The organism is Lentzea sp. NPDC060358, assembly GCF_042725365.1.
GTDB lineage: Bacteria > Actinomycetota > Actinomycetes > Mycobacteriales > Pseudonocardiaceae > Lentzea.
In genome coordinates this window covers 1-11539 of record NZ_JBHXCW010000085.1, presented here as the reverse complement: position 1 = coordinate 11539, position 11539 = coordinate 1, and the positions used below count along the sequence as shown (strand labels likewise).

Below are 11539 nucleotides of genomic sequence, written 5' to 3'. Positions count from 1 at the left end.
CCGTGAGCGAACCGCCCCGCGCCTCGGTGTGCGGAGGTCCTGTTTTCGTCATCCCCCGGATGCGGCCCGTCGCCGTGCAGCAGAATGCGGGGCGCTATGAGCAACTCTGTCGACTTCAACTGGGCGCCCTCCCCCGCGGACTGGCGGGCCAGCCTGCGCGCGATGGTGCCGATGGTCCGGTGGGCGCCGTGGTTCGCCCTCGCGTTCGCCGCGATCTCGGTCGTGCTGCTGGCCGGCTTCGACGACATGGTGTTCGTCGCGCTGTTCGGCCTGGTGTGCGCGCTGGTGATCGGGCTGATGGAGCCGGTCGCGGTGTGGTGGCGCTTCTCGTCGGACGAGATGATCAGCCGCACCGTGGTCGGCAGCGCGGACGACCAGTCGTTCCGGATGGCCGTGGGCAACTCCGTGCGCGAGGAGATCTCGTGGGAGGAGCTGCCGGGCTGGACCGAGACGAAGCAGGGCTTCGTGCTGCAGACGCTGGACGAGGGCGCGGGGTCGCTCTCGGTGCCGCACCGGGCCTTCGCGTCCGATGAGGACATGACCTCGTTCCGCACCCTTCTCGAGAAGCACATCGGTTCAGCCGACTAGACGTCTCGGATCGGGCACACCGGGTGGGACTTCCGGGGCAGGGCCACGTAATCTCGTCGCGTGTCCTGTGCGAGTGCCACGCTGGTCGTGTGGACGTCGGGATGGCTGCACGGTCTGGCCGCCGCCGACGACGTCCTCGACGCCCTGCACACGTGGGCCGAGCAGCACGAGGTGGTGGCCGACGACGACGGCACCGCCACGGCGCTCGACCTCCCCGGTCCCGACGAGGCCCCTGTGGGCCCCGCGCTGCTGCTGGCCGCCCTGCGGCGTGCGGGCGCGACCTCCGCACGCCTCGTGCTGCCCGTACCGGGCGACGTGCGCGGCCTCGGCGGAAAGGGTCCCCTCGCGACGTGCGCGCTCCGCTCCGGCGAGGCGCTGGTGATCCCGTCCGTGCACGTGGGACTGGTGCCGAAGATCGTGGCGGACGGCGTGATGCGCTGGACGGTGTTCGACCTGCCGTCGTCCAACGGCCTGGAGCACATCCCGATCGGCGAGGCCGAGCACGGCCTGGGCGCGGCCCTGCGCGAGGCGACGGCGGCCCTGGCCGCTCTCGACGTGGCCAAGCACCGCCCGAACGTGCGCAAGGAGATCACCGACCTGGCCGCCGCGAACTCGGCCCTGCCCTGGCCGGACGCCATGCCGCCCCGCTGCCTGCGGGTGCTGCAGCGCGCGGCCGAGGTCGACGCGATCCTGTCCGTGGCCAGGTCCGACTCCCCCGGCGGCGCCGTGTCGGCGTCGGCGATGACGGCGCGCACCGACGCGCTGCGGCCGGTGTCGGAGGCGGTGCGGCGGGCGCGGTGCGCGGCGGTCGACGAGGCCGTGCGGGTGCTGGCGGACAGCGGCGCGGGCCGGCACTGACCCGAGCGCCCGCGGCCGCCAGCTTCGGGCGTTCCGACCGCTCGCGCCCACTGTCCGCAGTGGACGCGAGCAGGACAGGACGTCAGGCGCGCACGGGCCTCTTGACCGGCTCGCAGCACAGCGGCGCGCACGGTGCACCGTTGACCGTGCACCCGGCCGACGTGAACGACGACAGCTTCCGCACGGGGGCGCCGGCGGTGTGCTCGGCAACCAGCTCGACCACGAGCTCGGCGAAGCGCGGGTCGGCGTTCGGCGTGGCGGCGCGGGCGAACTCCATGCCCAGCTCGGCGGCGCGCTCACGGGCCTCGGTGTCGAGGTCCCACACCACCTCGAGGTGGTCGGACACGAACCCGATCGGGCACACGACGACACCGGTGACGCCCTTGGCGTGCAGCGCGTCGATGTGGTCGACGACGTCCGGCTCCAGCCACGGGATCTGCGGCGGGCCCGACCGCGACTGCCACACGACGTCGTACTCCGTCACGCCCAGCTCGGCGGCGACCAGGCGCGACGCCTCGACGACCTGGCGCGAGTAGCGGTAGCCGCCCTCCTCGGGCGGTCCGGCGGCCTTGTCGGCGGACACCGGCACCGAGTGCGCGGTGAAGACGAGCCGGTAGGCGCCGGTCAGGGACTCGGCCGCGGCACGGACGCCGTCGGCGAACGCCGAGATGAAGAGCGGGTGGTCGAAGAACTGGCGCAGCTTCACCAGTTCGGGGCCGCCGGGCACGGCCTGCAGCGCCCGCACGATGTCCTCGTCGTACTGGCGGCACGCGGAGTAGCCGCCGTACGCGCTCGTCGGGAACACCAGCGCGCGCTGCACGCCGTCGGCCTTCATCTGCGCGACGGTGTCCTCGACCATGGGGTGCCAGTTGCGGTTGCCGAAGTAGATCGGCAGCTCGAACCCGGTGGCGCGGACGGCCTCGATCGCGTCCTGGTTCAGCCGGTTGATCGGCGACACGCCGCCGAAGTGCTGGTAGTGGGCCTCGACCTCGTCCAGCCGCTCCGGCGGCACGCCACGTCCGCGCACCACGTTCTCGAGAAAGGGGCGGACGTCCTCAGGACCTTCTGGGCCGCCGAACGACAGCCAGAGCAGCGCATCGAAACTCACCGCTCCATCCAATCAGACGCCCCCGCGCCCCACACGACGAACCGATGTGACCTCAGAGACCGAGGAAGTGCACGCCGCCGTCGACGAACACCATCGAGCCCGTGGTGGCCGGGAACCAGTCGGACAGCAAGCCGCACACCGACTTCGCGACCGGCGTCGGGTCGTCGACGTCCCACGACAGCGGGGCCTTCTCGCCCCACATCTTCTCCAGCTCGCCGAAGCCCGGGATGGACTTCGCGGCCATCGTGCGCACCGGACCGGCCGAGATCAGGTTCACGCGGATGCCGTCCGGGCCGAGGTCGCGCGCCATGTAGCGGTTGATCGACTCGAACGCCGCCTTCGCCGCGCCCATCCAGTTGTAGGCGGGCCACGCCTGACGGGCGTCGAAGTCGAGACCGACGACCGACGAGCCGTGCGACAGCATCGGGCGCACGGCCTGCACCAGCGCCTTGTACGAGTACGCCGACACGTGCATCGCGACGGAGACGTCCTCCCACGGCGCGTCCATGAACGGCGCGCCGAGGCAGCTCTGCGGCGCGAAGCCGATGGCGTGCACGACGCCGTCGAGACCGTCGACGTGCTCACCGACGCGCTCGGCCAGCGTGTCCAGGTGCTCCTGGTTCTGCACGTCGAGCTCGACCACCGGCGCGGGCTTGGGCAGGCGCTGGGCGATGCGCTGCACGAGGCTCATCCGGCCGAACCCGGTCAGCACGACCTCGGCGCCCTGCTCCTGGGCGACGCGCGCGACGTGGAAGGCGATCGACGCGTCGGTGATCACACCGGTGATCAGCAGTCGCTTGCCTTCGAGCAGTCCGGTCACTTGGTCCAACCCTTTCCCGAGAAAGAACGAGAACGAAAAACTTCAGTGGCCCATGCCGAGGCCGCCGTCGACCGGCAGCACGGCACCGTTGACGTAGCCCGACTCGGTGGCGGCGAGGAACGTGACGGCGCGCGCGATCTCCTCGGCCGCGCCGTAGCGGCCCGCGGGGATCTGCTTCAGCGCGGCCTCGCGGACGGCCTCGGGCAGCTCGTTCGTCATGTCCGTGGTGATGAAGCCCGGCGCGACGACGTTGGCGGTGATGTTGCGCGAGCCCAGCTCCAGCGCGATCGAGCGCGCCATGCCGACCATGCCCGCCTTGGACGCGGCGTAGTTGACCTGGCCGGCGCCACCGGTGAGGCCGACGACCGACGAGATGAAGACGATGCGGCCGAACTTCTTGCGCAGCATGCCGCGCGAGGCGCGCTGGGCGAAGCGGAACGCGCCGGTGAGGTTCGCGTCGACGACGGAGGTGAACTGCTCCTCGCTCATCCGCAGCAGCAGGGTGTCCTGCGTCATGCCGGCGTTGCAGACGAGCACCTCGACGGGCCCGTGGGCGGCCTCGACCTCGGTGAACGCCGCGTCGATCTCCTCCGCGTTCGTCACGTCGCACTTCACGCCGAGCAGGCCCTCGGGAGCGCCGGACCCGCGGTGCGTCACCGCGACCTTGTCGCCCTGCGCCGCGAACGCCTGCGCGATGGCGAGTCCGATACCGCGGTTGCCTCCGGTGACGAGAACGGACCGGCTCACTAGCTCTCCCTGCGATCGCTGCTGGTTGACCGGGTGAGGCTATCGGCTACCGGCAGGTAGTCCGGCATCGGCGGAGCCATGTCACATCCGGGCAGGCATGATCGGGTGATGCGGGCCTTCCTCGACCAGCTCCGCCGCGAGGTGGACGGCGACGTCCTCGACGACCCGGCGAGCCGCGCCCTGTACTCGGCGGACGCCTCGAACTACCGGCACGTGCCGCGGGTCGTCGTCCGTCCACGCACGACGGACGCCGTGGCCGCGGCCGTCGCGCTGGCCGCCGAGCACCGGGTGCCGATCACCAGCCGCGGAGCGGGGACGTCCATCGCGGGCAACGCCTGCGGCACCGGGCTGGTGATCGACTTCAGCCGGTACCTGACCTCGTTCGAGATCAGCGGCGACCGGGCGTTCGCGCAGCCGGGCGCGGTGCTCGACCGGATCAACGCGAGCGCGGGCGAGTACCTGTTCGGGCCGGACCCGTCCACGCACTCGCGCTGCACGATCGGCGGGATGATCGGCAACAACGCGTGCGGCGCCCATTCGGTGAAGTGGGGCAAGACCAGCGAGAACGTCGCGAACCTGAGCGTGCTGACGGTCGACGGCCGCAGGTTCGACACGACGGACCCGCCCGAGCTGGCCCTGCCGGCGCACGACCCGGCGTGGTTCCCCGCGCTGAGCCGCCGGGTCAGCGGGTACGCGCTGGACGCCCCGACGCTCACCCAGCAGCTCGTCGGCACCGAGGGCACCTGCGTGGTGCTGCTGGGCGCGGAGCTCAAGCTGGTGCGCAGGCCGGAACGGCGGATCCTCGTCGTGCTCGGCTTCGCGGACACCTACGAGGCCGCCGACCAGGTCGTCCAGATCGAGGACGCGCTGGCGATCGAGGGCCTGAACGAGGCGCTCGCGCACGGCGTCCGGACCCGTCCCGACCTGCCGGAGGGCCGCAGCTGGCTGTTCGTCGAGGTCGAGGACCACCCCGAGCGCGTCGCGGCGATCACGAAGAACTCGATGACCATCCACGACCCGGCGCACCAGCGGGCGCTGTGGCGCATCCGCGAGGACGGCGCCGGGCTCGCCACCCGCATGGCCGACGGCAGCGAGGCCTGGTCGGGCTGGGAGGACGCGGCCGTCCCGCCCGAACGCCTCGGCGCCTACCTGCGCGAGTTCGACCAGCTGCTGGCCGGGCACGGCCGGCGCGGCGTCACCTACGGCCACTACGGCGAGGGCTGCCTGCACGTCCGCATCGACTTCGACCTGGCGCACGGCTACCGGGAGTTCCTGCAGGACGCCGCCGACCTGGTCGTGAGCCACGGCGGCAGCCTGTCCGGCGAGCACGGCGACGGCCAGGCGCGGTCCGAGCTGCTGAGCCGCATGTACCCGCCCGCGGCCATCCGGGCGTTCGGGGAGTTCAAGCGCGCCTTCGACCCCGGCAACCTGCTCAACCCCGGCCGGATCGTCGACCCGCTCGCGCTCGACGACGACCTGCGGGTCCTCGTCGCGCCGCCGAGGATCCCGACGCGGGCCGAGTTCGCGAGCGACACCCGCCGGTGCGTCGGCGTGGGCAAGTGCCTCAACACCCAGGGTGGCGTGATGTGCCCCAGCTACCGGGTCACCCGCGAGGAGAAGCACTCCACGCGCGGCCGCGCGCACCTGCTGTTCGAGATGCTCGCCGGTGACGTGATCAAGGACGGCTGGCGGTCGGAGGAGGTCGCCGAGGCGCTCGACCTCTGCCTGGGGTGCAAGGGCTGCAAGCGCGACTGCCCGGTCGACGTCGACATGGCGAGCTACAAGGCGGAGTTCCTGCACGAGCACTACAGGGGCAGGCTGCGGCCCCGGTCGCACTACGCGATGGGCTGGCTGCCGACGTGGCTGAAGTACCGGCTGGTCACCCGGTTCACCGCGAGGTTGGGCAGGCTCGCGGGCCTCACCCCGCAGCGCCCGCTGCCCACCCAGGTCACCCCGCTGGTCCGGCAGCTGCACCCGGCCGGCACCGGCGATCCCGTGCTGCTGTTCCCCGACACGTTCACGAACTTCTTCGAGCCGGGCATCGGCCTCGACGCCGCGACCGTGCTGGTGCACCTGGGAAACCGGGTCGAGGTGCCGTCGGCCAACGTCTGCTGCGGACTGACGTGGCACTCGACCGGCCAGCTCGCGAAGGCCCGCCGCGTCGTCGAGCGGACGGCCCGCGTGCTGCGCCCGTGGACCAGCCGGGGCGTGCCGGTGATCGGCCTGGAACCGAGCTGCACGGCGTTCCTGAGCGCCGAGGCCCCGAAGCTGACCGACGACCCGGACGTGCACGCGCTCGCCCGGGCCACCCGCACGTTCGCCGCACACGTCGAGCCGGACCTGCCGCAGCTCGGGGGCAGCCGGGACGCCGTCGTGCAGACGCACTGCCACCAGTACGCGGAGCTGGGCTTCGGGCCCGACCGCGCCGTGCTGGCGAAGGCGGGCCTGAAGGCGCGGGTCGTCGAGGGGTGCTGCGGCCTCGCGGGCAACTTCGGGTTCGAGAAGGGCCACTACGAGGTGTCGATGGCGTGCGCCGAGCAGGACCTGCTGCCCGCGTTGCGGGACGACGAGGACGCGCTGGTCGTCGCGGACGGCTTCAGCTGCCGCACGCAGATCCGCCACGCCACCGACCGCCGGCCCGTGCACCTGGCCAGCGCGCTCGCCGCCCTAATCTCGGTCGAGGACTGAGTCCTTCGACGTCTCGCGCATGAACCCGTACACCAGCAGGGAGATCAGCACGCACCCGGCGACGTAGTAGAAGAACACCGACTCCATCCCCGCCTGCTTGAACCACAGCGCCACGTACTCGGCCGTGCCGCCGAAGATCGCCACGGTCAGCGCGTACGGCAGGCCGACACCGAGCGCCCGGATGTTCGTCGGGAACAGCTCGGCCTTCACGATGGCGTTGATCGAGGTGTACCCGGTGACGATCACGAGCCCGCCGAGCATCAGCAGGAACGCCGGGGCCGCCTCGGACGTCCTAGCCAGCGCCGTCAGCAGCGGCACGGTGGCCAGCGTGCCGAGCACGCCGAACCCGAGCAGCAGCGGACGCCGCCCGATCCGGTCGGACAGCGCGCCCGCAAGCGGTTGCAGCACCACGAACACGAGCAGCGCGGCGAAGTTGATCCAGCTGACCGTGGCGGCGTCGATGCCGCTGGTGTTCACCATGAACTTCTGCAGGTAGGTCGTGTAGGTGTAGAACGCGACCGTGCCGCCGAGCGTGAGCCCCACGACGAGCAGGCATTCCTTGGGGTGCTTCAGGAGCGCCTTGAACGTGCCCTTCTCCCGGCCGGCCGCCTGCTTCTCGAAGTTCGCCGACTCGTCCATGCCGCGCCGCAGCCACATCACGACGATCGCCCCGGTCGCACCGATGACGAACGCGATCCGCCAGCCCCACTCCGACATCTCGGACTTGGACAGGAACTGCTGCAGCACGATCTGCACGCCGAGCGCGATGAGCTGCCCCGCCGTCAGCGTCACGTACTGGAAGCTGGAGTAGAACCCGCGCCGCGCCGGAGAGGCCACTTCGGACAGATAGGTCGCCGAGGTCGCGTACTCGCCGCCGACCGACAGCCCCTGCAGCAACCGCGCCAGCACCAGCAGGACCGGCGCCGCCACGCCGATGGACGCGTACGACGGCGTCAGGGCGATGATCAGCGACCCGAACGCCATCAGCGTGACCGACAACGTCAGCGCGGCCCGGCGCCCCCGCCGGTCCGCGTACCGGCCGAGCAGCCAGCCGCCCAGCGGCCGCATGAGGAAGCCGACCGCGAACACCGCGGCGGTGTTGAGCAGCTGCGCCGTCTGGTCTCCCTTGGGGAAGAACGCGGCCGCGAAGTAGATGCTGAACGCGGTGTAGGCGTACCAGTCGTACCACTCGATGAGGTTGCCGACCGACCCGCGCAGCACGTTCGCCACCACACGGCGTTCGCTGCCCTTCTCCTGAACCACTGTCATGGCAGCCACCATCACGGCGGCCCGGCACCCCTCACAACCTGGGCGGAGGCTTCTTTACAGTCGCTTAGGCGCGTCGACACGCACCGGAAACGGTCCTGTGGGGCGATACTGCTCCCATGCGGGTGCTGCTGGTCGAGGACGACGACGGTGTCGCCGACGCCCTGGTGGAGGCGCTGCGGGCGAACGGCCACCGGCCTGCCCGCGTGCGCCGGGGCGCCGACGCGCTGATCGCCCACCGCGACGCCGACGTGGTGCTGCTCGACCTCGGCCTGCCCGACCAGGACGGCCTGGAGGTGCTGCGCAAGCTCCGCAGGATCGACCCGGTGCCGGTGCTCGTGCTGACCGCGCGCGGCGACGAGCGCACGGTGGTGCGGGGGCTGCGGCTCGGCGCGGACGACTACCTCGTCAAGCCGGTGCGGCTGGCCGAGCTGCTGGCGCGCATCGACGCGGTGGCGCGCCGGAGCGCGGCGCGGCCGGAGGAGTCCGGTGACGTCGTGCGGGTGTCCGATGTGGAGATCGACCTGCAGGGCCGCCAGGTCGTGGTCGGCGGGCGGGAGATCTCGTTGACCACCAAGGAGTTCGACGTGCTGGCGGTGCTGGCGCGCCGGCCGGGCACGGCGGTGAGCCGGCAGCAGCTGATGGACGAGGTGTGGGGCAACGCGTTCGTGGCGGTGTCGCGGACGCTCGACGTGCACCTCACGCAGTTGCGGGCCAAGCTCGACCGGCCGGGGCTGCTGCACACGATCCGCGGTTTCGGCTACCGGCTCGGTGAGTAGATGCGGCAACGGCTTCTGTTGGTGCTGCTGCTCTTCTCGCTCTCGGCCGTGACCGCGTTCGCGTTCCCGCTGCTGATGAGCACGGCGTCGGAGCGCACCCAGCAGTTCGTCATCAGCCGCACGGCCGACCTGGACCGGTTCGCCACGCTGCCCGTCGACGTCGTGGTGTCCGAGGCCGAGCGCTACGCCCGTGTCTACGGCGAGGAGGTCGTGGTCGTCGACGCGGCCGGCGCGCCCGTCGTCGAGTCGGGCATGACGGTCGCCGACGTGTCCGCGCAGATCGACGCCGCGCTGCGCAACCAGCCCGCCGCGCCCGTGCCGACCGTCCTGCCGTGGAGCGGTGGCGACGTGCTGTTCGCGCGTCCCGTCGGCACCGGCACGAAGGTCGCGGGTGCCGTGGTGCTGCGGGCGTCGACGCAGGTCGCGGCGCTGGACGTGGCGCGGCGGTGGGCGTTGGTGCTGGCCGGCGCGCTGCTCGCCGCCTGCGCGTGCGTGTTGCTGGCCCTGGTCGTGTCCCGGTGGCTGATCAGGCCGCTCAAGGAACTCGACCGCGGCGTGCGGGCGGTCGCGGAGGGGCAGCGGCGCACGCACGTCGCCGACACCGCCGGACCGGCCGAGCTGCGCGCGTTGTCGGAGTCGTTCAACCGCATGTCCGACGCCGTCGCCGAGGCCGCCGACCAGCAGCGGCGGCTGATCGCCGACGCCTCGCACCAGCTGCGCAACCCCATGGCGGCGCTGCGGCTGCGGGTGGACATGCTGCCGCGCAACGGATCGCTGCTCACCGAGGTCGAACGGCTGGAGTCGCTGCTCGACGGCCTGCTCGCCCTCGCGTCGGCCGAGAGCACCGCCACCGAACGCGCGGCGGGCGGCGTCGAACGCGAGGTCGCCGACCTCCAGGTCGTGGCGCACGACCGGGTGGACGCGTGGCGCGCGGCGGCCCAGGCCCGCGACGTCACGATCACCGTCGACGACCGGGCGCCCGGACTCGTGCAGTGCGCGGTGTCGGACCTCGCGCAGGTGCTGGACGTGCTGCTGGACAACGCCATCAAGTACGGCGGGACGGAGGTCGTCGTGGTCTGCGACCGCGCGACGCTGACCGTGCGCGACAACGGTCCCGGTATGTCCACAGAGGACCTGGAACGTGCCACGGAACGCTTCTGGCGCGGCGACGGCACGCAGCGCGGCACCGGCCTGGGCCTCGCCATCGCCGAACGGATCGTCACGACCCACAACGGGACGCTGGAACTGCGCAGCGACCACGGCCTGGTGGTCACCGTCGAGCTGCCGAGGGAGCCGCTGCTGTGAAGCGGAGGACGTTCCTCCTCGGCGCCTTGGCCCTCACCGCGTGCGGGACCGGCGAACCCAGCGGCATCCTGCGGATCGCGGGCGGCGAACCCGGCGGCTTCTACAACGACTTCGCCGCCCTGCTCTCCCGGCTCGCCACCGGCCCGCTGACGATCACGCCCGTCCAGACCGGCGGCAGCGCCGACAACCTCCGGCACCTCCGGGACGGCACCGCCGACCTGGCGCTGACGTTGAGCGACAGCGCGCACAGGGAGTCCGGCCTGGTTTCCCTGGGCCGTGTCTACGAGAACTACCTGCAGCTCGTGGTGTTGCAGGACTCGCCGTACCGGTCGGCCGCGGACCTGGCCGGCACACCGGTGTCGCTCGGTGCCGCCGGGTCCGGTGCCGCCCTGCAGGGCGAGAGGCTCGCGCTGGGAGTGCGGGAGGAGCACTACCCGTTGCGCAACGCCATCGACGCGTTGCAGGCGGGCGAGATCGCGGCACTGCTGTGGTCCGGCGGCGTCCCGACCCCGGAGCTCGACAAGGCCAGCGGCATCAGGCTCCTGCCGCTCGACACGTTCCTGCCGAAGCTGCGCCGGGAGCACGGCAAGGTCTACGAGCGCGTCGAGATCCGCACGGGCGTCTACGGATCACCGGTCGACGTCCCCACGATCGGCACGCCGAACCTGCTGGTGTGCCGGCCGGACATGAGCGACGACTACGCGAGCGCCGTCGTGCGGCTGCTCGTGGGCAAGGCTGCGCAACTCGTGCCGCAGCAGGCTCTCGGCACCCAGTACCTCGACGTGCGCAGCCTGATCGACACGGGCGAGGTGCCCCTGCACCCCGGCGCCGCCGCGGAATACCGGAGGTTGCACGGATGATCATCACCATGGCGTCGATCTCGCTGGACGGGTTCATGGAGGGACCCGGCCACGACATCAGCTGGCACGTCGTCGACGACGAGCTGCACGAGCACTTCAACACCGGGCTCGCCCGGATGGACAGGTTCATCGACGGCCGCCGCAACCACGAGACGATGCTCGAAGCCTGGCCGCACACCGGCTCCCACCCCGGGTGGCCGAAGCCGATGCACGACTTCGGCCGGATCTGGCGGGAGATGCCGAAGATCGTCTACTCGCGGACGCTCGAGACCACCGAGTGGCACACCACCGTGAAGCGCGAGGTCGTGCCGGAGGAGATCCGGGCGCTGCCCGGCGACAGCATGGTCGGCGGCGCGCAGCTCGTGGGGACGTTCTTCGAGCACGACCTGATCGACGAGGTCCGGCTCTACCTCAACCCGGTCGCGCTCGGCGCCGGCACGCCGTTCTTCCAGCGGCCGAAGGCCCTGGCGCTCAGGAGCACCAGGGCCTTCGGAACGGGTGTGGTCGAGCTGGTCTACGG

Annotated in this window: 11 protein-coding genes; 7 read left to right on the top strand and 4 right to left on the bottom strand. The window is 71.8% G+C overall.

The window, feature by feature from the left end:
- Positions 1–96 precede the first annotated feature (96 nt).
- Positions 97–588 (top strand): YcxB family protein, encoded by a 492-nt coding sequence (locus ACFWGZ_RS19605; RefSeq protein WP_382452956.1) that lies wholly within the window; start codon positions 97–99, stop codon positions 586–588.
- Positions 589–648: 60 nt separating this feature from the next.
- On the top strand, positions 649–1446 hold the full coding sequence (locus tag ACFWGZ_RS19600; RefSeq protein WP_382452955.1) for a hypothetical protein: 798 nt from the start codon (positions 649–651) through the stop codon (positions 1444–1446).
- 82 nt (positions 1447–1528) lie between these two features.
- Here the strand turns inward: ACFWGZ_RS19600 and ACFWGZ_RS19595 are convergent, their stop codons facing one another.
- The 3 genes from ACFWGZ_RS19595 to fabG are packed head-to-tail and all read right to left on the bottom strand — an operon-like array spanning position 1529 to position 4121.
- Positions 1529–2554, bottom strand: coding sequence for a ferrochelatase (locus ACFWGZ_RS19595; protein WP_382452954.1), 1026 nt, complete (start codon positions 2552–2554; stop codon positions 1529–1531).
- A gap of 52 nt (positions 2555–2606) precedes the next feature.
- Positions 2607–3374: an enoyl-ACP reductase FabI gene (gene fabI / locus ACFWGZ_RS19590; RefSeq protein WP_360387204.1), complete on the bottom strand. Its 768-nt coding sequence runs from the start codon at positions 3372–3374 to the stop codon at positions 2607–2609.
- A gap of 42 nt (positions 3375–3416) precedes the next feature.
- Positions 3417–4121, bottom strand: a complete 705-nt coding sequence (gene fabG, locus ACFWGZ_RS19585; RefSeq protein WP_382452953.1) for a 3-oxoacyl-ACP reductase FabG — start codon at positions 4119–4121, stop codon at positions 3417–3419.
- 108 nt (positions 4122–4229) lie between these two features.
- On the opposite strand from fabG, the gene ACFWGZ_RS19580 reads away from it, so the two are divergent.
- Positions 4230–6809: an FAD-binding and (Fe-S)-binding domain-containing protein gene (locus ACFWGZ_RS19580; protein WP_382452952.1), complete on the top strand. Its 2580-nt coding sequence runs from the start codon at positions 4230–4232 to the stop codon at positions 6807–6809.
- Here the strand turns inward: ACFWGZ_RS19580 and ACFWGZ_RS19575 are convergent.
- The gene (locus ACFWGZ_RS19575) at positions 6789–8078 is read right to left on the bottom strand and encodes an MFS transporter (protein ID WP_382452951.1); all 1290 of its coding nucleotides are present in this window, start codon (positions 8076–8078) and stop codon (positions 6789–6791) included. The genes ACFWGZ_RS19580 and ACFWGZ_RS19575 overlap by 21 nt on opposite strands.
- A 116-nt stretch (positions 8079–8194) precedes the next feature.
- Between ACFWGZ_RS19575 and ACFWGZ_RS19570 the strand changes: the two genes are divergently transcribed.
- The 4 genes from ACFWGZ_RS19570 to ACFWGZ_RS19555 all read left to right on the top strand — a co-directional run.
- Positions 8195–8854, top strand: coding sequence for a response regulator transcription factor (locus ACFWGZ_RS19570; RefSeq protein ID WP_382452950.1), 660 nt, complete (start codon positions 8195–8197; stop codon positions 8852–8854).
- Positions 8855–10159 (top strand): ATP-binding protein, encoded by a 1305-nt coding sequence (locus tag ACFWGZ_RS19565; RefSeq protein ID WP_382452949.1) that lies wholly within the window; start codon positions 8855–8857, stop codon positions 10157–10159.
- Positions 10156–11019, top strand: a complete 864-nt coding sequence (locus ACFWGZ_RS19560; RefSeq protein ID WP_382452948.1) for a TAXI family TRAP transporter solute-binding subunit — start codon at positions 10156–10158, stop codon at positions 11017–11019. Before ACFWGZ_RS19565 ends, ACFWGZ_RS19560 begins: the two co-directional genes overlap by 4 nt.
- Positions 11016–11539: dihydrofolate reductase family protein (locus ACFWGZ_RS19555; RefSeq protein ID WP_382452947.1), on the top strand; the 524-nt coding region annotated here is incomplete at its 3' end. The genes ACFWGZ_RS19560 and ACFWGZ_RS19555, both read left to right, overlap by 4 nt.

Excerpts from the sequence above, each read along its gene's own strand:
- ACFWGZ_RS19605 (WP_382452956.1), top strand. The coding sequence starts at position 97 with ATGAGCAACTCTGTCGACTTCAACTGGGCGCCCTCCCCCGCGGACTGG.
- ACFWGZ_RS19580 (WP_382452952.1), top strand. The coding sequence starts at position 4,230 with ATGCGGGCCTTCCTCGACCAGCTCCGCCGCGAGGTGGACGGCGACGTC.
- ACFWGZ_RS19575 (WP_382452951.1), bottom strand. The coding sequence starts at position 8,078 with ATGACAGTGGTTCAGGAGAAGGGCAGCGAACGCCGTGTGGTGGCGAAC.
- ACFWGZ_RS19570 (WP_382452950.1), top strand. The coding sequence starts at position 8,195 with ATGCGGGTGCTGCTGGTCGAGGACGACGACGGTGTCGCCGACGCCCTG.
- ACFWGZ_RS19565 (WP_382452949.1), top strand. The coding sequence starts at position 8,855 with ATGCGGCAACGGCTTCTGTTGGTGCTGCTGCTCTTCTCGCTCTCGGCC.